At 42.4% G+C, this 22753-nt stretch carries 20 protein-coding genes; 13 read left to right on the forward strand and 7 right to left on the reverse strand.

Annotation, left to right across the window (positions count from 1 at the left end; genetic code table 11):
* Positions 1-43: 43 nt before the first annotated feature.
* Positions 44-1816 carry a hypothetical protein gene (locus tag J8L84_RS03865; protein WP_211069535.1) on the forward strand — a complete coding sequence of 591 codons (1773 nt, stop codon included), beginning with the start codon at positions 44-46 and terminating at the stop codon, positions 1814-1816.
* Positions 1817-1865: 49 nt separating this feature from the next.
* Complete coding sequence (locus J8L84_RS03870) at positions 1866-2711, forward strand: DUF6279 family lipoprotein (protein WP_211069536.1); 846 nt, start codon at positions 1866-1868, stop codon at positions 2709-2711.
* Between the two features lie 10 nt (positions 2712-2721).
* On the opposite strand, the gene J8L84_RS03875 is transcribed toward J8L84_RS03870, so the two are convergent.
* Entirely contained in the window at positions 2722-3777 is a 1056-nt protein-coding gene (locus J8L84_RS03875; protein WP_211069537.1) for a 2-dehydropantoate 2-reductase, read from the reverse strand.
* Between the two features lie 69 nt (positions 3778-3846).
* Positions 3847-5205: a glycerol-3-phosphate transporter gene (glpT, locus tag J8L84_RS03880; RefSeq protein ID WP_211069538.1), complete on the reverse strand. Its 1359-nt coding sequence runs from the start codon at positions 5203-5205 to the stop codon at positions 3847-3849.
* A 401-nt stretch (positions 5206-5606) separates the two neighbouring features.
* Between glpT and J8L84_RS03885 the strand changes: the two genes are divergently transcribed.
* Positions 5607-8135, forward strand: a complete 2529-nt coding sequence (locus tag J8L84_RS03885) for a response regulator (RefSeq protein ID WP_348771802.1) — start codon at positions 5607-5609, stop codon at positions 8133-8135.
* A 70-nt stretch (positions 8136-8205) separates the two neighbouring features.
* On the opposite strand, the gene J8L84_RS03890 is transcribed toward J8L84_RS03885, so the two are convergent.
* Entirely contained in the window at positions 8206-8982 is a 777-nt protein-coding gene (locus tag J8L84_RS03890) for a CmcJ/NvfI family oxidoreductase (RefSeq protein WP_211069539.1), read from the reverse strand.
* A gap of 323 nt (positions 8983-9305) precedes the next feature.
* Between J8L84_RS03890 and J8L84_RS03895 the strand changes: the two genes are divergently transcribed.
* The 5 genes from J8L84_RS03895 (at position 9306) to J8L84_RS03915 (ending at position 14431) form a co-directional block, all read left to right on the forward strand.
* A complete protein-coding gene (locus tag J8L84_RS03895; RefSeq protein ID WP_247670547.1) occupies positions 9306-11075 on the forward strand; it encodes a DUF6152 family protein in 1770 nt (589 codons plus the stop codon).
* An 11-nt stretch (positions 11076-11086) separates the two neighbouring features.
* Complete coding sequence (locus J8L84_RS03900) at positions 11087-11605, forward strand: hypothetical protein (RefSeq protein WP_211069540.1); 519 nt, start codon at positions 11087-11089, stop codon at positions 11603-11605.
* Entirely contained in the window at positions 11606-12322 is a 717-nt protein-coding gene (locus J8L84_RS03905) for a HupE/UreJ family protein (protein WP_247670548.1), read from the forward strand. It begins immediately after the preceding gene.
* A gap of 161 nt (positions 12323-12483) precedes the next feature.
* Positions 12484-13161 carry a hypothetical protein gene (locus J8L84_RS03910; protein WP_211069541.1) on the forward strand — a complete coding sequence of 226 codons (678 nt, stop codon included), beginning with the start codon at positions 12484-12486 and terminating at the stop codon, positions 13159-13161.
* Positions 13162-13303: 142 nt separating this feature from the next.
* Complete coding sequence (locus tag J8L84_RS03915; RefSeq protein WP_211069542.1) at positions 13304-14431, forward strand: cell division protein FtsZ; 1128 nt, start codon at positions 13304-13306, stop codon at positions 14429-14431.
* A gap of 107 nt (positions 14432-14538) precedes the next feature.
* Here the strand turns inward: J8L84_RS03915 and J8L84_RS03920 are convergent, their stop codons facing one another.
* Positions 14539-15546 carry a WYL domain-containing protein gene (locus tag J8L84_RS03920; protein ID WP_211069543.1) on the reverse strand — a complete coding sequence of 336 codons (1008 nt, stop codon included), beginning with the start codon at positions 15544-15546 and terminating at the stop codon, positions 14539-14541.
* Positions 15547-15792: 246 nt separating this feature from the next.
* Here J8L84_RS03920 and J8L84_RS03925 point away from each other — a divergent pair, with 246 nt between their 5' ends.
* The 3 genes from J8L84_RS03925 (at position 15793) to map (ending at position 18417) form a co-directional block, all read left to right on the forward strand.
* Positions 15793-17301, forward strand: coding sequence for a CotH kinase family protein (locus J8L84_RS03925; RefSeq protein WP_211069544.1), 1509 nt, complete (start codon positions 15793-15795; stop codon positions 17299-17301).
* A gap of 146 nt (positions 17302-17447) precedes the next feature.
* Positions 17448-17654 carry a ParD-like family protein gene (locus tag J8L84_RS03930; protein WP_211069545.1) on the forward strand — a complete coding sequence of 69 codons (207 nt, stop codon included), beginning with the start codon at positions 17448-17450 and terminating at the stop codon, positions 17652-17654.
* Positions 17647-18417, forward strand: a complete 771-nt coding sequence (gene map, locus J8L84_RS03935; protein WP_211069546.1) for a type I methionyl aminopeptidase — start codon at positions 17647-17649, stop codon at positions 18415-18417. Before J8L84_RS03930 ends, map begins: the two co-directional genes overlap by 8 nt.
* Before the next feature lie 90 nt (positions 18418-18507).
* Here the strand turns inward: map and J8L84_RS03940 are convergent, their stop codons facing one another.
* Positions 18508-18864, reverse strand: a complete 357-nt coding sequence (locus tag J8L84_RS03940; protein WP_211069547.1) for a HopJ type III effector protein — start codon at positions 18862-18864, stop codon at positions 18508-18510.
* 242 nt (positions 18865-19106) lie between these two features.
* On the opposite strand from J8L84_RS03940, the gene J8L84_RS03945 reads away from it, so the two are divergent.
* A complete protein-coding gene (locus tag J8L84_RS03945) occupies positions 19107-20810 on the forward strand; it encodes a protein adenylyltransferase SelO family protein (RefSeq protein ID WP_211069548.1) in 1704 nt (567 codons plus the stop codon).
* A 60-nt stretch (positions 20811-20870) separates the two neighbouring features.
* Here the strand turns inward: J8L84_RS03945 and J8L84_RS03950 are convergent, their stop codons facing one another.
* Positions 20871-21251, reverse strand: a complete 381-nt coding sequence (locus tag J8L84_RS03950) for a glutaredoxin domain-containing protein (RefSeq protein WP_211069549.1) — start codon at positions 21249-21251, stop codon at positions 20871-20873.
* A 186-nt stretch (positions 21252-21437) separates the two neighbouring features.
* Here J8L84_RS03950 and J8L84_RS20365 point away from each other — a divergent pair, with 186 nt between their 5' ends.
* The gene (locus J8L84_RS20365; protein ID WP_348771808.1) at positions 21438-21557 is read left to right on the forward strand and encodes a hypothetical protein; all 120 of its coding nucleotides are present in this window, start codon (positions 21438-21440) and stop codon (positions 21555-21557) included.
* Positions 21558-21754: 197 nt separating this feature from the next.
* Here the strand turns inward: J8L84_RS20365 and J8L84_RS03960 are convergent, their stop codons facing one another.
* Entirely contained in the window at positions 21755-22642 is an 888-nt protein-coding gene (locus tag J8L84_RS03960) for a helix-turn-helix domain-containing protein (protein WP_211069550.1), read from the reverse strand.
* Between the last annotated feature and the right edge of the window lie 111 nt (positions 22643-22753).

A 22753-nucleotide genomic window follows, 5' to 3' on the forward strand; every position in this document is an offset into this window, starting at 1 on the left:
GTACGTCATCTTCAATAATATAAAAGCCACATGGAAGTATTAAATGCAAGCTCCTGATTATTCAAACTACAGCCTTGCCGAACTTGAAGATGTGTTAGCCAACATCGACAAAGAGCAATATCCCGATAGAGTGTCAGCCGTGCTCAAGGAAATAGCCTTAAGACAACCCTTAACAAGCAAAACCGAAACGTCTCAACATCAAGATAGTTCTGATCCTCAAAATACTGCCAATCACAACCCAGCATTAGCGGAAAATAGTTACGATGACGAAGCATTGCATGCAAACTGGCTAATTCGTTTTTGGAAAGGCCAAGTATCGTTACCTATCAGTTATTGGGTGGTTGGCATTTTAATAACACTTGGTGCACTTGCGCTAAGCTCATTTGTTGAACTTAAAATAGAAAGTGCATCTTCGCGAGCTGAGCTTGGTATATACATGATGCTTTTGTACGTGGTGTTAACACCCGTGGTTATCTGGCAATCGGTTGGCGTAATTCGCTCTGCCATCCGTCACCCTCATCGCGGTGGCTCTGCTGGTTGGGCAACAATGGCGATAATAATGACAGTAATAGGAATGATAAATTTCACTGTAGATTTCTATCGGTCAGGGGTACCCATCATTACTGAAAGTGTCTCTTTAATTGGCGCTGAATCCACCTATCCCTCTACCAAGTTTAGGGTTTTAAATAATGGTACCGAGCTAGAACTTTATGGCGGTATAGAAATTGGCTCCGAACTACTGCTGCTAGATGTACTGAAACAGAATGAAAACATAACAACAATACACTTACACAGTATTGGCGGAAGACTTATCGGCGCGACTCGTCTTGCTGCTGTAGTCAAAAAATATGGGCTTAACACATTTGTGAAAACCTCGTGCTCTTCGGCATGCACTATTGTGTATTTAGCGGGAAAAGAAAGGCTATTGGGTGAAGACGGCGTGCTGCAGTTTCACGCTCCCGCATTAGGCGGCAAGTCTATGCATGACAACACAGAGTTAAGTTCCGCGTTTGACCAAGCGTATAAAGATGCCGATGTTCCGAATTGGTTTGCGAAAAAAATACAAAATACGCCGAATACTGAACTTTGGGCTCCTTCTCACAAAGAACTTTTACGAGCAGGTATTGTCAGTAAAGTAGTGGACAGTAGCGCCTACGGGTTCAGTGGCTATGAAGACGAAAGCGAAATAAACACGCAAGCAGTAGAGTCTGGTTTATTGACTCATGCCTACTTGGTTGCCATGAAAGACAAAGATCCAGATACCTACTATCGAATTGTCGCTATCAATGAAGAAGGTTTACGGGAAGGCGCTTCTATTAATGCTATTGCAACTCGAGCACGAGCGGTGTTTGAAGCAAGAATTACGCATTATATCGCTCATGGTAGTGATGCCGACATCGTTAATTATTGGCATGTGATGATAAAACAAATGCAAGAGCTTCAAGGGCAATATCCCCTTGCCTGCGCCGCATTTGTGTATCCCGATGAGGTGCCACTAGAATACCATGCCGGGAATGAGGTTCAGCTATCGAGCGAAGTAAAGGCACTTGAGCTTGAGGTATTGGCAAAGCTAATTGCACATCAGCAGGTAAGTCCCTCTTTGTATTCTGATGAAGAAAGTGATGACATCATCACAAATTTAGTTAAAGACATGCAGGATAGCAGTAATGCACATTTTGAGGTGGTAGTAGCGCCTCAAGATTTTCTTGAATCACCAGATATCATGTGTGGCGCTGCCATAGAAATTCAGCAGCGATTTATCGATTTTGAAATCCAAAAGGCGGCTAAATTACTAAGAACTATTAGTGCTCAGTAATCAATTTATATATCAGTAGCTAATAGCTACATCTACAACGGATTAAAAGATGAAAAAGTTATGGCTTGTTATTGGCTTCTTAGTACTGACAGGGTGCTCGTCTAAGCTTGCATACAATAATCTTGATTGGCTTATTTATTGGTACATGGACGATTATGTAGAGCTTAACGATTCACAAGAAGCTATTTTCGATATTAAGCTTGAAGGGTGGATTGATTGGCACAGAGAAGAACAATTGGCTTTATATTTGGCCCAACTAGAGCAGATTACCAAAGAGATAAAACAAGATAAATTAAACAAAGCTGTTATTGCCAATCATCTAAATCAGGCTAATGAACACGTAATGACCTTACGTTCAAAACTAGCGCCTGAGTTAGCAGAACTCGCTTCCCGCTTAAGTGACGACCAAGTTATTTATTTGTTCGCTGCCATCCAAAAAGAAAACGACGAAGAGCAAGAAGAGCTTGATGAGTACGACTCAATGTCTGAAAGTGAAAGGCTTGAAAAGTTAATTGAGAATTTTGAGGAAGGTTTTGAAGAAAATTTGGGTGATTTAACTGACGAGCAAAAAACAATGGTGGCGAACGCCGCACCTCACTTTGCCCGTACCCGTGGAAACTGGCTTGAATACCGAATAACCATGCAGGATGAAGCCCGCCGACTATTTGCAAGTAAGCAAAACACAGAAGCATTTCAGCAGAAGCTAACCCATCTACTGACTCACCCCGATGACTACCGCACCGAAGAATATTTAGCGCGCAGAAAGGCAAACCGAGAAGCTTATTTGTCGTTGGCCGATGAATTGGTTAAGACAATGACCGCTAAACAAAAGTCACACCTTTTAAAAAGGCTCAACAAGATTATTGACGACATAAAGGATCTTCAAGACGATTAATAGCGATTGGCTAGCTAACTGCTATCGCTTGTTGTAATGCGGCTGCGCTTAACCTCGGCGAACCATTATTTGCACTTTCAGCCGCTTTAATAAGTTTTAAAATTGCGGTATTGGCGGGGGTGCTCACGTGATGGGCTTCACCTAACGCAATAATTTCGCCATTAAGGTAATCGACCTCTGTTTTTCTATTTAGCGCTAAATCTTCATACATAGATGAGCGTGCCTGAGGGTCAATCTTTAACGTGGCAGCAGCCACTTTTTTAAACAAGAAGTTAGGCAATGACATAATGTAAGGCATAAGCTTCGGGACGACCTTCCCTGTTTTAGCAGGTTCAATACCAGCCGCTTTCATTGTCGCTAATGCCTCTTTTAATACTACCGCCATTATCTTTCGATAGGCACTGTCATTCAACTGCTCAAGCAACGGCCTACCAGAAAGGGCATTAACGGCGTTATTTAAGTTCATAAGCAGCTTGCCCCACTGCACGCTGGATAAATCCTTAAACACCTTCACCGGTAAATTAGCCATTTCGAGCAGTCCGACTAAGTCTTTCGCTTGCCCTGATTTATCCTCAATACACAAATCGCCTTCCGTGCCGCAATGAAAATGCCCGTCGCCCTGCCCCAGCACGTTAAATGGAACCATGCCTTTCATGACCGTATGATTCGGTAAGCATTCTGATAGCACTCGTCCGTTTCTTACCCCGTTTTGAAAGCTGATGACAACCGGATTATCCTTCAACGGATCGCTATTTTCATATTGCGCAATAAGCGATGCGGCCTCTTGAGTATCACCACTTTTTACGCACACTAAAATATAATCAGCGCGCGCCATTACCTCAGCATTTTCAGTAAAGCTAATATCAGCCGGTTTAAGTTTGGTATTCCTGCCCCGCCAATCGGTTAACGTTAAGCCGCCATTCGCAATTTGATCTTTAAGCCTTGCACGGCCAATTAAGGTGACATTCGCGCCAATAGACAGCAAACAACCTCCTAAATAACACCCAATGCTCCCAGCGCCCAATATAACGATATTCGCTGTGTTTGCTGTTTCTATCTTGCTCATGATTAACCTGCTGCCAGATTTAAATACAACTAAATACTACAATATCACGCGATAGATAAACCTTATCACCTAGCTTACTGAAGACGTTTCTTTACTTTTTAAATGCGCAATCTCATGTTTAACCGTAAAGCCGATTAGCACAATGGCACAAATACACCCACCAGTAAGCAGTATAAACCCGCCATTCCAACCAAAATAATCGACGGTAAAACCTAAGGCAATGTTAGCGATAACAGCACCACCAAGGTATCCAAATAACCCGGTTAGTCCTGCCGCAGTACCTGCTGCTTTTTTCGGTACCAATTCTAATGCGTACAAGCCTATTAGCATAACAGGCCCATAGATTAAAAAGCCGATAGCCATTAGCGCTGCCATGTCGACTGTGGGGTTACCAGCAGGATTAAACCAATACACCAGTACCGCAATCAGCACTAATACCATGTACAAAATAGCCGCTGGTGAGCGACGACCTTTAAACCACTTGTCACTGATGTAACCGCATAACAACGTACCTGGAATGCCCGCCCACTCATACAAGAAGTACGCCCATGAACTATGCTCGAAGGAGAAGTCTTTCACCTCTGACAAATAAGTAGGTGCCCAATCTAAAACACCATATCGAATGAGATAAACAAACGCATTTGCGATAGCGATAAACCACAGGAGTTTGTTATTTAATACGTAGGTAACAAAAATTTCTTTAGCACTGAGTTCTTGCTCATGCTTTTCTTCATAATCGAGGGGATAGTCGTTGCGATGTTCTTCAATAGGCGGCAAACCACAACTTTGCGGTGTATCTCGTAAGGTCAAAAAGACAAAACCGGCGATTAATGCAGCAAAGGTTGCGGGTACGTAAAAAGCGCTATGCCAATCATTAAACCACGCCATTCCCAAAATAAATAAGGGTCCAATAAGTCCGCCGCCAACGTTATGCGCAATATTCCAGACCGAGACAATTTGCCCTCGTTCATTCCCCGAGTACCAATGCACTATAGTACGACCACAGGCGGGCCACCCCATACCTTGCACCCAGCCATTAATGAAAAGCAGCAGAAAGATAATCGCGATGCTTTGTGTTGCCCATGGAACAAAACCAAAAATAAACATGACCAAGGAAGACAGTAGTAAGCCTGTCATTAGAAAGTATCTAGGATTGCTTCTATCAGAAACATTGCCCATTAAGAATTTACTCAACCCGTAAGCAATAGAAACCGCAGACAGTGCAAAACCCAACTCGCCTTTTGTGAAGCCTTGCTCTTCAATTAAATAAGGCATGGCCAGTGAAAAGTTCTTTCTTACCAGATAGTAACCCGCATAGCCCACAAAGATACTGAGGAATATTTGCCATCTAAGCTTTTTGTAAACTGGATCTATATCTTCCTCGGGTAACCGAGTTTTATGTGCTGCAGGTTTAAAAAATCCAATCATAAAAAGCTTCCAACTATTTGGCGAATAAACTATTTTTTTGTGGCTGTATTCTGCTTTTAGAAAGTTAATAAAACAAGCATATATCTGAATTAATCATTGAGGGGTGCAATGTAGCTGATACATAACATTCGTTCGGTAAACCAGATTGAATTTCAACCATAATTTTCATGTTGTAGGGATATCAGCCATGGAAGGTAAGATGACAACGCAATGCTTTAGCGTAACATAGAACAACTAAGCTAAACTTATTAGACTAAAGTCTGAATTTTGAATGACCCGACGGTTAATTCCCCTAAATTCAGGACATGGCGTTTTATCTCTGCTAATTTGCAAGAAGTGAATTTAGTTCGTTGGTGTTAGCTCAAGCCTAGCAGCCACCTAACAAGACGTAAGAAAATACTGTGCTATCCATTACCAAATTTTCTCTTAGAGTTCTAGCAATTGTAAGCCTTTCTGCCTTTAGTTATATGGCGTGTGCCGATGTACTGGCCGAACTTGAATCGTTAGATTCACGGGTTAACACCGAAATCCCTATGCCCATTGGCGAAGTAATATCGAAGCTAGAAACACGATTACTCACTTCCGACTTAACGTTGCCCGAAAAAACTAAAATCGCGGGTAGATACGTTCAACTAAAACTCAAATTACATCACACAGCGCCCGATGATGTGATGACAATCCTTGAATCTTTAGTCGCTGAAACGGAAGATGGATTAATCATTAAGTTAGGGCTGGCAAGGATGGTTGGCATTAATGCAAATTATGACCTGTCTTATCAGATGTTCGGTGAAGTCATTCAATCTCCCGCTGCCAGCCCGTCTGTTAAGGCTATGGCGATTGCGTATCTCATCCTTTCATATAATGAAGGGCAAGTTTTCGCTTCAAGCGTTAACTTATTAAACACTCTTAACGAACTGGTTCATGAGAATAACCTTGCCTATGCTAAAGCTCTTTACCACTACATGGCCGCAGATTATTACCACTCAGTTAAGTCGTTCGATATAGCCTTTGAGTACTATGAAAAATCGTTAGCAGAGGCCAAAACGCTGAAAGAATGGCCACTTGTCAGTGACAACCTGTATGCCATTGGTATTTTGTTTAGAAATATGGGCAACTTTGATAAGGCAATTACCTACTTTGAGCAGACCATTGAATCTGACAGTAAGATAGACATTAATTACGCAGAATACATTGCCGTATATGGAATGGCGTCTACCTATTTTCGCACTGACAATATTGAAGAAGCGTTGAAACTGGCTGACAGAGTTACTTCTCACCCGCTCACTACCTCTTTTTACGATAGCGAAATTTATAGATTAAAAGCGAAGGCGTTGATGGAACGCGGGCGTTTAAGCGAGGCGAGAGTGGCGCTTGATCAGTCTCGCAGCACCTATGATGATTACCGCGTAGGTGAAAAGACCACATGGCGGGCCGAACTTGAAAAGCTCGCATCACAAATTACCGCTAAAGAAGGTGACTTTGAAACGGCATACAAAGAGTACGAGGTTTACCATAATGAATATCTTGAGGCTAAAAAGTACGAAGATTTAGAACTATTAGAAAGCGCAAATTTAGTTTATGAAATAGAGCAGCAAAAAGAAAAAACTACACTACTAGAAAAAGAAAACCGGGCTATTTCAGAACTACTTAAAGCCAGAGAAGCAGCTCAGCAAACACAAAAGCTCTTCACCCGCTGGCTTGTAATTTTTATTGTGTTAACACTTGTTACCCTTTTTATTATTTTAATTCTGCTTAAAAAGGCACGTAAGACTAACGCGCTCTATATTTCTGCTAAGGAAAAAGCCGAACTTCATAGCAGGCTTAAAACAGAGTTTATTTCAAACATAAGTCACGAAATCAGAACCCCATTGAACGCCATCATTGGTTTTGGGCAAGTGCTAACAGACAAGTTAGAAGATAGACAAACTAAAAAGCTAACAAGCCAAATTGTTAACTCATCTGAAATGCTTCTGCAGCTTATCAATGACTTACTAGACTTCTCTAAAATTGAAGCCGGCAAGCTAATGCTAGATTACGGCCCTTATAATTTACGTCAAAGCATACGAAAGCTACTTGATATATTCCACGCGCAGGCAAGCAATAAGGGGTTAACCATTAAGCTAAATATCGACAAAAATCTTCCCAAAGAAATGATTTTTGATGAACTTAGACTTAAACAAGTGCTTGCCAACCTAGTCAGTAATGCGATCAAATTCTCAAGCGCAGGGATTATAGAAATAGGTATAAAAGTTAAACAGAAAGACGGCACCCACTGCCTATTCGACGTATGGGTACAGGACAACGGTATTGGCATTAGCGAGTCTCAGCAGGAAAACCTGTTTCAACCATTTATTCAAGCTGAAAGCTCAACCGCACGAAAGTATGGTGGTTCAGGGCTAGGTTTGAACATTTGCAACAAACTATTAGAGCAAATGAATTCTAAACTTCATGTGGATAGCGACATGGGCAAAGGTGCCCGCTTTTACTTTACGTTAGAATTGAGCCATTCCATAGGTGACGAATACATCCACAACAAAGAAGCCGCGCAGTTAATTACCCAGTTCAAAAAAACACGGGTGCTATTGGCCGAAGACAATGACATAAACGTTGAGGTTATAACGGCAATGCTAAACTCCACAAACCTACAAATACTTCGAGCTCCCAACGGAAACGACGCTATTCACAAATTATCTCAACAGCCGTTTGATGTTATTTTAATGGATATACAAATGCCGGAGATGGATGGATACGAGGCCACTCGGGTTATACGGCATCAAATGAATGTCACCTTACCTATTATTGCGTTAACAGCAAATGCTATGCAGCAAGACATAGATGCCTGTTTACATGCAGGCATGGACGACCATGTCAGCAAACCTATTCGAAAAGAAAAATTGCTAGAGGTGTTAGATAAATACCTCAACGATTAACAAGGTATTTATCTCGAATTATACATCATCCGCTTCTACATTATGCGTGTCCGCCCTTGTCAAAAGCGATCTAATACCTAACAAGGGTTCGCGTTTCAATACTCTTACGAGGCTTAGTTGCAGTAGTATCGCCTTCCATATCGAGTGCACTATGCGCCAAATGTGGCCTGCCATGATTATCGTAAATATTAAATATAATCGCTTCTTCAGGGGTCATTTCTGATTGATAAAACCACTTATGCGCTTTGTTTTCAGCCACCCCTAATATTTGCCCTTTTCGGTCGGGGTACTCTAGCTCTATGTTCATCCAATCGTCTGCTTGCATCGAACGTGGACAAATAAACCCTAATGGAGAAGAAGGAATTTTATATTCTACCGGCCGCCAAATATTTACAAAGCCAAAGTGCCCTTGTTGAAACTCTCGGGCTCTTTGCGCACCTATAATATCCACTAGCCGTTTCGCAACTCCTCCCTCACTGTAATCGTTGTGAACATTGCGGGCAGGTCTTCGCGTAGCATTGGGATCATCAATACGTACCGTATGGTCAAAAACAATCACTTCTTTTGCTTCTATCTGCTGCTGCAGAATGACGGCAAGCTCACTTTCATATTCGCTCGCCCACGCTTCAGACTCATCAAATGCATTCACCTGTGTCGGTGAATTTATAAAAATGATCCCGTCTTCATCGAAGTTCACTGAACACGTTTTTTTTCGTATGTCAGTAACGGGCACCTTAACTGAAACTAATTCTGGTGAAATCAAATTTCCAACAACGCCGTCTACATCGAAATGAAATGCCTGAACGTCGTTACTTTTGACATGATAGTTTACTGTGGCTGTGGTCATATAAAAGCACTCCTTAAAAACGGTAAACGGTATAGATTTCCCCGATGCGAGGGAATATAGGTTTTTAAGGGCGATAGATAAATGGGATACAGGTATAAACAGAATTCTGAAAATGAAGATAATAGACAACCACAGTGGCTGATAAACCTCTTGAACTTTACCATGACTGACCTCGGAAACCACTTTAAGGCATTACTTCTGGAAGTATTTAACCAGTCTTTACATTTCCTCAATGGCGAGCGTTGAGAGTTTACTTTATGATCTTTACATTACTAGCATGACTGCTTTTTTCATCGATATTCAGTCAGCGAGGAACTGCTCGCATGACGAATTTTTTTAAGTGGGAAGGATCAACATCAATGTGGAATCTACGATGCCTATGTGTACTTGTAGCGCTTATTATACCGAATGTGGCCTTTGCCCATCATGGAAGTAGTGGGCAATTTGAAACCAATAAAACGATTGAGTTGTCTGGCGAGATTACTCGGGTACGATTAGTAAACCCGCATGCCTATGTGTATTTCGATGCTACGAACGACGATGGCAGCGTGACTAATATGCGTTGTGAACTGCAATCAGGCTCGTTACTTAAACGTAGAGGTTGGAACACCGAACAATTCAAAACAGGCAGTGCTATTACCCTAATAGGCTCTCCAGATAGGAACGACCCAACTACCTGTTACATGCAACAAATTACTTTCGAAAATGGGATAACAGCCACCCGCAATAGTGTGTTTAACGATGATGGTAGTTTGGTGGCCAGTGATGACGGTAACGCTTCATCACAAACTCAAAGTGAAATTGTTGAACAACGCTCTATTACTCGCACAGACGGTACGCCTAACATTGAAGGAAACTGGGCAATGGTGCGAAAAGAAGGCAGTAGACCGGGCGGTGGCGGCTCTTTCGCACAGTTAACCGAAGCCGGTGCTTTGGCGGTTGAAGGGGCAACGCAAGATGAAAACCCAAGATATCAATGTGAACCCACGAATATCATCATGGATTGGTGGTTTGATCTTATGGTTAATAAGATTGAGCAATCAAGCAACCAAATACACTTAACTTACGGCTTTATGAGCCTTGAGCGCACTATTTACCTAGATGGCACCGCAATGCCCGCAAATTACGAGACTAATCGCGCAGGGTTTTCAACCGGTGTATGGGAAGGAAATACATTAGTGGTAACCACTACAGGGTTTGACGAAGGATGGTTGATGGCTCCCATGGGCGGCAACCCTGGCGGCAACGCCCGCCCTCCTCGTCCTGAAGGCGCGCCCGATGGAAAAAGTGGCCCACCAGGAGGCCCAAGAGGCAATGGCGGGCCACCCTCACCGGCTAAAAATAGCAGTGAGCTCGTGATTGTAGAACGTTTCTCTCTAAACGAAGACGGCACGGTATTAAAACGCGAATATACCATTACCGATCCGCTTTATCTCAAAGCACCTATGACAGGTTCAGATGAAGTGACCTTTACACAAGACAGCTATCAGCCTTATGACTGTGACGACCTTACTGCCGAACGAGGCTCTGGCAATCTTGATCCCAGCGCCACAACACCTGACAACAAAGCTACAGGTAATGATGTTTCAAAAAGAGACGTTTCAAAAAGCGGCAACGTAAACGGTCAATCTGTAATGAGCACCCTTTACAAGCTTGAAGATTCAAAGGTAGGTCAAACCATATCGAGTACACAGTGGGGCTACCCTATTGTGCTGTCCTTACACGCAATAGGCATGGCTACCATGGTCGGCATTGCGCTTATGTTGACCCTTCGCGTGCTAGGCTTCGCTTCAGCCATTCCGGTTACCGCAATGGCAAGCTACTGGAATGTTGCTTTAATTGGGTTTGGCATTAATTTAGTTTCAGGTGTGGCGCTATTTCGTGGAAACGCTTCAGAGCTTTATTTCAACTGGGCATTTCGCATTAAAATTCTTTTGGTTATTGCTGGCCTTGTACTTACATGGCGGTTAGTCACCATTTGTATAAAACAAACTGACAAGGTGTCGACTAAGCACAAAAGGCTTGCTGCTATTGCCATGGTCAGTTGGGTGGCCGCTATTATTGCTGGCCGTTTAATCGGCTACATGTCTTAAGGAGGTTACCTATGAATTCATTACTTTCGTGGGTTATCGACACCCTTAATGCTAGCCCTATCAGCGGTTTTGTTATGGACAATGCCGTCGTGTTCCCAGTTTTAGAAATGGCACACTTTTTAGGGTTGTGTTTACTTTTTGGTTCACTGCTTGTTGTTGATTTGCGAATGGTGGGCTTTGCCAAGGCTGTGCCCATCAAGCGGGTAGACATATTTTTACGTTGGGCGTTAATCGGTTTCGCTATCAATGTGGTTTCGGGCTTGCTTTTTGTTATAGGTGACTCTGACAGATACCTTGTGAATATTGCATTTGGGGCCAAAATGGCCTGCATCTTATTGGCGGGCGTTAACACCTTGTACTTTATAAAATGTATTAAACCGCAAATGGCCAGTATGCCCATGTCTGCTAGCGCGTTGAACACCCCTGCGCAACTAGGTAAAAATGCCTATGTGGTAGCCTGGTTATCGCTGTTCTTGTGGACCAGCGTTATTATTTTAGGCCGCTTTATTCCTTATGTGGAAACGCCCTAATTGGCTAGGTTGAAGTGTGCACCGGCTCTGTCAGCCTTTTCTTCAACCTTACTGCCAGCCTTGCTTTTAGCTGGCCTCGTAGCTTGTCTGTTAGCGTCACCGGTGGCATTTGCCCATGGTGTAGCACAGCAAGATCAAGGCTTTATAGCCAATGCCTTCGGTGTTCACGTTTGGCCTTTTATGTATTTGGGTGCCAAACATATGGTAACTGGATACGACCACCTGCTTTATCTTGTGGGGGTCATTTTCTTCTTATCGAAATATCGCGATATAGCCATATTCGTAAGCCTTTTTGCTTTAGGACACTCCATTACACTGTTGGTAGGTGTGCTGTCTGGTCTTCAGGTAAATCCCTATCTTATTGATGCCATTATTGGCATATCTATTTGTTATAAAGCACTGGAAAACCTAAGCAAGTTTCGTTTTTTAAACCCTAAGATAGCCGTATTTGGTTTTGGGTTAGCTCATGGTTTTGGGCTTTCAAGTAAACTACAAGACTTAGCGCTGTCAGCGAACGGACTTATACCTAACATGCTGGCATTTAACTTGGGTGTCGAAATTGGCCAATTGTTGGCCCTTGTAATTCTGCTTAGTAGCTTATCTTGGTTACGTAGGCAGCCCCACTACCCAGCTATTTCAAACAATGTGAATATAGGGCTATTTGGTGCAGGGCTTATGTTTTTCGGCATGCACATTACCGGCTATTTGTTGCGCTGACATGTATAAGACACGCATGAGTTATGCCTAGGGTAATGCATTTGGGTAATGCCAGTGGCATAAAAGATGCCATGAAAAATACATAAGAAAGATTACAGATAGAGTCTAAAGAAAGCATTAATACTGCGGCAATAGAAACCGCAGTGAAGGAAAAATAAATAATGACATTGTTGAACAAAATAATACTCACCACCGTCGCAGCTGGCGCTATTTTAGTGGTGGCTATTTTGCCCGCAGAGTATGGCATCGACCCTACAGGTTTAGGCAGTAAACTTGGCCTTGTGAACATCGCTAAAAGTGATGCTTTAGAAGCTGAGCTTTCACAAGATAAAAACGCTAACCGTTTTGATGTACAAGACTTAACGTTGTCATTTAACATTGGCGAATATGATCCCACCGCCGAGCGTATAAACGAGTCGGTACAAGGGCTTATTCATCTTGAAGATACGCCGTTTAAATCAGAAACCTTTGATATTGAAATTGACGACTACGGCGAAATAGAACATAAATTCATTATGCCCGCTGACAGTACATTCGTTTATAGCTGGGAAGTACTCAATCCTAGTGGCGAAGGCCTGTATTATGATTTTCATGGCCACCCCTCAAGCCAAGATGCTACCAACTACCCTGAAGGGTTTGAAATGGCCTACGCCAGAGGTGAAGGTACTAGCCAAAATGGCGCTTTCACAACACCTTTTCCTGGCTACCATGGCTTCTACTTTATGAATATTGAACAAGGCCCTATTACGGTTAGGATTACCGTGAGCGGCTACTGGAAAGAACATAAAGAAATGTTTCGTGCGGTAGATGGCAAAGTGATAACCAAAGTGCCTTTTTAGATAGTGCGTTTTAGGTTCTATGATCCTGCGCTTTGCCACAACAACCATACTATTTTGCTAAGGTAAAGACTGGGTGCGTCAGTTTTTACCGCATCACTACATCACCCTTAATACTCTACTTCGGCTAGTTTAGGTGATGGTCATGTTGGAAAAAGACGCAACAAAAATAAATATTCACGTAATAGGCGTGGGTGGCTGTGGTGGTAACGCCATTAGCAATATGTCTTCCGATTCGGGACACAGCAACATTAGGTTTAGCTCGATTAATACAGATATTTCAGCGTTAAACCAGTGTCAGGGTTTTTCGCGTGCGCATTTACATGAGCATTCACGAGAGCACTCACAAAAGCATGAAGTAGTGTTGATAGGCGAGCACACTACCAAAGGTTTCGGCGCAGGCGCTAACCCTGAAGTAGCGAAACATGCCGCTGAACATAGTATAGAACTGTTAAAAACCCTGATTGCCGACGATACCCTCATTATTGTTATAGCAGGGCTTGGTGGAGGTACCGGCAGCGGTGCTACTTCCGTGTTGTTAGATTTGGCAACAGAAATGGGAATAGATGCACTTTGCTTTGTTACCCTACCCTTCAAATCTGAAGGGGATAAACGTAAAGAGATAGCGTGTCACGCTCTTGAAGAGATTAAGCGTAAAGCCAACGCAACATTGGTGCTGTCAAACGACGCACTAATCACTGCGCTCGATGCAACCGTAGGTATTATTAGCGCCTTTCGGCACTGCGACACACAAATGCAGCGAATTGTTGAATCCATCATTACCATGCTAACCAGCACGGGTTACATCAATGTAGATATCAACGATTTCAGCCACATTCTATCACTTGAAGGTGATACCGCCCTTGGCGTTGGCGTGGCTCAAAGTGATGAAACGCTTTGTGATGCATTAAGTCATGCTTTGAAAAATCCATTGGTACAAACCAGCCACATTAGAGGCACGCAAGGCGTGATAGTACAGCTAACTTGTCAACAAGAGCCCAGTATTTCAATGTATGAAAGTATGCTGGCTGAACTACAAACCTTGATAGAAAGCTCTCAAGCATTAATTATTAGTGGCGTTACTATCAATGAAGCACTCCCCCACTTTGCTGAGGTATTTGTTATTGCGACAGGCATTCCACCCGATGAACAACGCGAACCTACCTCTGAGAAGATAGTAGAGATGAAACGGCCAAGACTATCTCAACCCTATAATGGCAAGGGAGAATATCTAGATACGCCGACCTTCGTTAGGCTTAAAGGTAAAGGTTAGAAGGGAAAAGTGAAAGGATAAAAGCTAAATGGGGAATACTAAAGGGAAGGACTAAAGATTAACGACGACTTACTGTAAGAGTCAGAACAAGAGAGTATGTTTTCGCACTAATTACAGTAGGTCTGGTAAAGGCTTTCAGATAAGTCAGCAAAATATTTTCGAAGTGTTAAGGGTGCTACAACTTCAATATTACTCCCTAGTCCTCTTAAAAACGCGCGAAGTTTACTATCATCGGTCACCGTTGCCATCAACATCGATTTTCCAGCAATCGTCGAGCTACAAATAGCCTGATCTTCAGCCAGCTTGTAGCCGTGTAATAAGAAAAAAGCACTGTCGTTGATAAGCAGCTTCAATTTCACCTTTTCAGGCGTTGATACTAGTTCAGCAGATGAGTTTTTCTGGAAGTCATTACTTTGCTGGCAATCATTGTCTGTTACCTCGACATTTCGAATAAAGTTTATAGGTAGGGAATAGCGCCTAGTATGCAAAGGTCCAAACGTACAAATGAAAATCAAACGACCATTTTGCTGAATTAACCCCATAGGGTTAACCTTGTCATAGTGCTTCCACACCGCTTGCTTTGCACGTTTAAAAAGACGTTTTATATCGGCATTTACCTGCTTTTTATAAAACAAAGCGGTTTTTAAACGCGCTAACGTAACCGGGTCAATATCCGGTGGCACTAAAGGTTGTGACACTTGCACGTTACTCACCGACTTTGACCAATGCTGCAAAAGCGAGTCGTTATCATGGGCTAATATTTGCTCAGCCTTATTGAAGTAAGGCTGTAGCTCTTTCAGTGTTGTATTCGGAAGAGTTTCACTAGATTGCTCCAATACATTGAACGCAAGGGCGGTGTTACCGTCCATCAAGCTTAAGTTCAATTTCTTGAAACACGCATTAATATTCCAGCCAAAGGGCTTCGAACGTTTATCGACTTCTAGCCCGAATAAGCCTATCTGCTCAAGACTTTTTAAATCTCGCTGCACCGTGCGCATATCTATATTGGCATGACCACTGTTTTGTAGGTTATCCAGAATCTGTCGACTAGACACCTTACGAGGTGCGCGGGGTATAAATTGTAGGATGTCTAATTTTCGCTGGAATGCGCTCACGGGTTTCTGCCTGTAATTAACGTTTTCATTATCGTAAATATTTGCTGCGACAAAAAGTGTCGCAGCAATCGTAAAATTGTCTCATGACGGTGAGTTAACCTAAAATGAATTTTTTACAAAACGATAATTCCTCAAAGTCTCCAATAATACTGCACCCTTTCTCCACCTTTTTGCAGTAGCTTCCCTCCATACTGAACTATTACCTTTCACGCTATAAGGCGATTGAAAGAGCTCAATGGAGTGCTTATGCGAAATCGATTTACATTAACTTTAGACCCAGCGTTCTGCAAAATTCAACGGTTTGATTTTATTGCTGTTATGTTCACTGCACTGCTATTTTTAACCGCATGTGGCAGCAGTAGTAGTACGGTTGAAGATGAGACCGTTGCTGAAGACATTGTTGACAATGTTGCTGAGGACACTGCTGAGGACAGCAGCTCAGATACTACAGAAATTACAGACACCGACTTTGAAGCAACGGACTGGACTGATGAAACTCACAGTAAAAATGTAGACCCGAACTTTGAAGAAGTGTTTGATGGCAGCGCGGTAAAGCGATTAGATTTTGTTGTCACCGAAGCGCGTTGGCAAAGTATGTTAGACGATATGACCGACACCTATGGTGAATTCGGGCAAAGCACTAACAGCGCCGGGCTAATCGATACCGATGAAAACCCAATATTTGTACCAGCTGACATTTATTACGAAGGTACTCAATGGTATCGAGTTGGCATTCGATTCAAGGGAAACTCGTCGTTACAATCAAGTTGGCAAGCAGGTATTTTAAAACTTTCTTTCAAACTAGATTTTGACGAATTTGAAGACGACTACCCTCAAATAGATAATCAACGTTTTTATGGCTTTAAGAAACTTAGCTTAAAAAATAACTATGATGACGAATCACTTCTACGCGAAAAAGTGGCTGCAGATGTATTTAGAGATGCAGGCTTAGCCGTTTCTCATACTGCCTTTTATACCTTGTATGTCGACCACGGTAATGGACCCGAATATTTCGGTCTTTACACCTTGGTAGAGGAAATTGACGATACGGTTATCGACACACAGTTTTCTAGCGATGATGGAAACTTATACAAACCAGAAGACAGTGGTGCGGATTTCGTAGAGGGTTCATTTAACGAAGAAAGCTTTGAGAAGAAGACAAATGAAGATGATGAAGATTGGTCTGATATCATCGCATTGTTTGACGCATTACATGATGATACCGCAACAACAGCACCTGCTACATGGAGAGAAAATCTAGAGGCAGTGTTCGATGTAGATGGCTTTTTAAAGTATTTAGCAGTGAATGGCATCATTCAAAATTGGGACACCTACGGCAGAATGACGCATAACTATTATTTGTATAACGATCCTGATACATCAAAACTAACGTGGATCCCTTGGGATAACAATGAAGCGTTCCAAGATGGAAAACAAGGTGGTGCGTTGAACCTAGATTTCTCAAACCTTAGCTCAAGCAGTTGGCCGTTAATTTCAAAACTATATGCCGATGACGTATACAAGGCTCGTTACAACGACTACCTATTAGAAGTCATTAGCGACGCGTTTGAAACCAACACCATTCAAGCAACTTACGACTCGTATTCAGCACTCATTGAGCCTTATGCAACAACCGAGTTGTCAGGCTATTCTTATTTAGAAAGTGCGAGCGACTTTTACAATGCAGTGCAACAGTTAAACGAACATGCACAAGAACGTTCAGAAGCGGTTGATACCTATTTAGACAGTCAGTAAATACCACCGTCTCTTATAAAATAAGTGCCTTTAGGGGCACTTATTTTCGTTATATCTAGTCTCTTCCAATGACAACAGCTCACCCAATAGACAAAACATACATTACAGTACATTATGTGGCAATACATATACTATTTGGAATAGCGATGGGAATTGTTAAAATATCTGATGCACTGCACGAAGAGGTACGTAAAACCAGTGCTGTTATGGAACGTTCTATAAACTCACAGGCAGAATTTTGGATGAAAGTTGGCCGCTTAGCAGAGCAAAATCCAAAGTTAACGTACGACCAGATCATTGAATTGGAGATGCGCTCTCAAAATGTGTCTTCAGTAAGGTTGGTCAGTGAATAGCCTCGTAAAGTCTCCAAGTGAAATTGCGCTCATGCGAGAATCTGGCAAATTATTGGCGAAGGTCTTCAGCGAGCTAGATAATTTTGTTGCCCCAGGTATTACCACTCTTGATATTGATAGCTTTGTAGAGCGGTACATTGTTGATTGCCTTAATGCGAGACCCGCAAGTAAAGGGCAATACGGGTATCAATTTGTGCTTAATAGCTCTGTGAATGACGTGGTTTGCCATGGCGTTCCCTCTGCTGCCAAAAAGCTCAAAAATGGCGATATCGTCAACATAGATATTACCCTTGAAAAAAATGGTTATATTGCGGATAGCAGCAAAATGTACGCTATTGGCACTGTGTCACCTATAGCGAGTAAATTAGTTGATGTAACGTATGAAGCTATGTGGAAAGGCATAAACACCGTTAAGCACGGCTCGACAATTGGTGATATTGGCTTTGCTATTCAACAGCATGCGCAGAAACATGGTTACAGTGTTGTTCGCGATTATTGTGGCCACGGCATTGGGAAGGAAATGCACGAAGAGCCTCAGATTCTCCACGTTGGTAGCGCGGGAACTGGGCTTAAATTGGAAGCTGGCATGACATTCACAATAGAGCCCATGATTAATCAAGGAACCTACAAAACAAAGCTTAAGAAAGACGGCTGGACCGTTGTGACAAGAGATAAGAAGCTATCTGCTCAATGGGAACACACGGTCTTGGTAACAGATACTGGCGTGGAAGTATTAACGTTAAGGCCTTCTGAAGCAAGATAATAGGCGCTCTGGTAAACTGCCCTACTATTTCGCCATATTTTAATCACACCTATTACCGAAGCGTTTTTAGCTCACAACGCCCAGGAAGGGTTAGCTGTTAATGGTTAATGGAAATTTTTCAAAGCTAACACCTTCGTGGCCTGACTGCATAAAATTGCGAATGTTCGCGTGGTCATCACCCTCTGGATTTTTTAAAACGTCGACACGATAAAAAGCACCAAACAGCGCCAAGGTTTGTGCTTGGCTAAGTTGAAGATGCTGCCCTAACGCGAGCAATTTGCACGAACCATTGTTTTGGTTTGCCTCATTGGTTACTTCGCCATTGCTAAAAGCCGTTGGCGTGAAAGTAAAAGCACTATCGATAAGGGCAATAACATCACCAAACTCAACGGTTTCAGGGGAATCATTAAGGTGCTTTGTTAACGCATTAACGTTGTTATAGTTCATATAAAATTTCCGTATCGAATTTGAAAAAATGAGAGTTTAAAGTCGTATTTATAGGGTTGCAAGCAGGCTTTATTCAAGAAGGACGCGTTTTTCATAGCTAAGCTTGGAAGCAATAGCCAATGATGCCTTTCAATGCCGAACATTTCTATAGACTACAAATTTAAATACTCATCGCAGTTTAAAGCAACGATATTTATATGTAGTACAATGCCGTTTAAATCAAACGTTTTAAAGAGTCGCCAATGATAGATGATCAAGAAAATAAACCCGAACAGCCAATCCAAACTCTTCGCGACCTTGCAAAATACGTTGATTATTCGTTTCTTAATAGCCTAGTGGTAGACCCACAAGCACAAGAAGATGGCAATGAGCATAACCCAAGGCAGGTATTCTCTGGGCATTATGTACCGGTAACACCAACCCCCATAGAAAACCCCACATACGTTGCGCATAGTCACACTTTCTTTGAAGAATTAGGGTTTGATAATAGCCTTTCCCATACGCCTGAATTCATGCGCTTGTTTTCGGGTGACATGTCTTCCCTCCCCTCTGCAATAAGGCCCTATGGGTGGGCTACTGGCTACGCACTGTCTATTTATGGCACTGAATATATTCAGCAGTGTCCATTTTCAACGGGCAATGGATATGGAGATGGTCGAGCGCTGTCTGTACTAGAAATTGTTACCAACAAAAAGCGTTTTGAAATGCAATTAAAGGGCGCAGGAAGAACGCCATACTGCCGAGGTGCAGACGGCAGAGCAGTATTGCGTTCCAGTGTTCGAGAGTTTTTAGTACAAGAGCACATGCACGCATTGGGCGTTCCTACGTCTCGTTCTCTTAGTTTATTTATGTCTCAGTCGGAAACCGTCGACAGACCTTGGTATTTAGAAGGCTCGAACTCTCAAGACCCTGAAGTCATGGTGCCAAACTTGGTGGCCATCTCAACCCGTGTGGCCCCTTCATTTATTCGCGTAGGTCAGCTAGAGCTTTTTGGAAGACGAGCAAGAAGCAACCAACACCCTACTGCTTTGGAAGAGCTTCGGCTTCTAACCGCACATTTGATTGAACGTGAATATAAAAATGATATCGATACAGCGCAACCATTTGAAGCTCAACTAGTGGCTCTTGCTACTGCGTTTCAAGACAGGCTTACATCGCTTGTCGCCCATTGGGTTCGAGTGGGTTACTGCCAAGGCAATTTCAATAGCGACAACTGCGCGGCGGGAGGATATACATTAGATTATGGGCCATTTGGATTCTGTGAGTTGTTCGACTCGGCTTACCAACCATGGACTGGTGGCGGCCGTCATTTCTCGTTTCTTAACCAACCTGTAGCGGCAGAAAAGAACTTTGCTATGTTTTGTCGCGCCATCGAACCACTGCTAGCAGATACACCAAAGGAACTAGAAGCATTGCGCGATGTGAACCGCAACTTTGCCACTGTCATGCAAGAAAAAATGAATAACATGTGGGCCGCAAAACTCGGGCTTGCGGTTTACGACAATGACCTTTTGCTGCAACTATTACACTTAATGATGCGCACGGGCGTGGACTATAACTACTTTTTCAGAGAATTAGCGAACCTTCCGAATGATGTTGAAGCACTTGCATCGAGCTTTTATGCTCCGTTAAAAGAAGACATGATTTCCCAGTGGAATGAATGGCTTCAACAATGGCGTACTCAACTTGAAAAGTCGGGGGATATTAACGAAAGCGCGACAAGAATGAAGCTCACCAACCCTAAGTTTACCTGGCGCGAATGGTTAGTGGTGCCGGCATATAAAGAGGCGGAAGTGGGTACTTTCAATCGCATTCACGCACTGCAAGAGGTGCTTGCCAAGCCTTACGAAGAACAATCAGCACAAACAGAAAGCGATTATTACCGTTTACGCCCTAGAGAATATTTTGGTGCTGGCGGTATTTCTCACTATAGCTGTTCTTCGTAGAAGGTGAGCCCTTTTAGTAGGGCCACCAGTTACAGTGAAGTTAGATACTACTGCGAACGATTACTTTGCTTCAACAAAGCGCGCTTCTAAATAACCGATAATCGCTTTAGAGTCATATAGCCACTCAACGCCATCGTTATTTTCAATTCGAAGACATGGCGTTTGAATTTTTCCGCCGCCTTGTAACAACTCCTCTCTGTACGGCGAACCCTCTGACACATTTCGCTTTTGAATAGGCACATTATATTTGTACATTGCTCGGCGAGTTTTAATGCAAAAAGGGCAACCAAAAAACTGGTATAAAGCCAATTTTTGGCTCTCTTCAGCCACTTGCATTTGTTTTTCTGGCGAACGTTTTAGCTTAGTGCCACGGGTAATGACATCTATAAAAGCAATAATGGCCCCGAGTAGGTTGCGAATTAGGTTGATAAAGAATTTCATTTTGTGGCTCTATTAACGAATGATAAAAATAAAAACGCGATTGTACTACTTGGTGCCATGCTTTGATAATTAAGATCATGAAATTTATTCATGTCTTAAATGTGAAAATCTGCACATTCAAAGGGCTATTAATTTTGGTATGTCTATAGGCTGAAATTTTATCATGCAGGAAGTTGTTTCATTGATATCACACCTCAACAGCACCAGTTTTTAAAAGCTGCGTCTGCCATTCAAAGAAAAAGCATAAAAAATATATACTTGAATGAGCTTTGCCTAATAATAAAGAGCAAGCTTATAGTGTATTAGTTTCTATTTATAAATGGTTCTATGTAGTCTATATACCTGCTTGTGCTTGATGTAGAGTTCGGCGCTGTCATAAATCAATCCAATATGGCCATCCATACAATTTTGAGTAATTGGGCTTATTCAACCATTTTTTGCACATTACAAACTTTTATTCTTTCGTGTGAGTGGGTCATTATCAAGAAATGCCAACTGTAGAATTACTTAATATTTCCTTGCTGCCGAAAAGCTCGGGCAGTAACGCCTTCCATTTTTTTGAAATATCGACTGAAATAAGCAGGGTCGTTAAAGCCAAGTTGTGCTGATATTTCTTCTACACTCTGTTTGGTATACACCAAACTGCGTTTGGCTTCTATGAGTAACCTTTGGTGGATTATGGCTTTGGGTGAGCCATGTAATAAGGTTCGACATAGGCGATTAAGTTTAGAAACGGAAATATGCAAATGCTGGGCATAGCCTTTGACAGTTAAATGGTGTTGATAGTGTTGTTCGATTAAGGCGCGGAATTTTAGCAGTATGTCTGACTCTCGGCTGGCGTTACTTAATGTCATGTCTTGTAAACGTTGCTGGCGCAATACTGTAACTAGAATCATTTGTACTAGATGATTAACCGCAAGATTTTGCGCTACTCCATCGGCTGTTAGTTCATGTTTAAGAAGCTTAATGTAATTGCAAAAGTGTGAAATTTGTTCAGCATTCTTAAATTTTAGCGTTTGGGGCCGCCAATCCAAAGCGGATAACTCACTTATATTGGTATCGCTTTGCCCATTCCCAGCTAATAATGAGTCGTTTAGAGATAAAACAAAACCTTGGGTATTTGACGCAAAATGAAAGCCATGCACTACCCCTGCTGGAATCAATACCAACCAATCGCCTAACAACTCATGATGTTTATCGTCTAAATCTACCGTCCATTGACCGTTAAACACGGCAATAATTTGCGATAACCTGTTATGCCTATGCGGGGCGATTTCCCAGCCAAGACCGCGACTTCTTGTTGCAATATCCTCCACATGGGCCACATTTGGCTCTTGGCGAATAAAAGCTTCTCCATATAAATCGTAAAAGGGAATGGTGTTATCGATCATAGGAAACTCATTACCACGCTTATATTAGAAATTGTCAATATGACGCAAAAGTACAATAACTTAGCTCGTATGTGAATTCCTAATTATTGTTTTATTAGCCATGATAGCTAA

This window comes from Alteromonas sp. MMG017, assembly GCF_018100795.1.
Classification (GTDB): Bacteria; Pseudomonadota; Gammaproteobacteria; order Enterobacterales; family Alteromonadaceae; genus Alteromonas.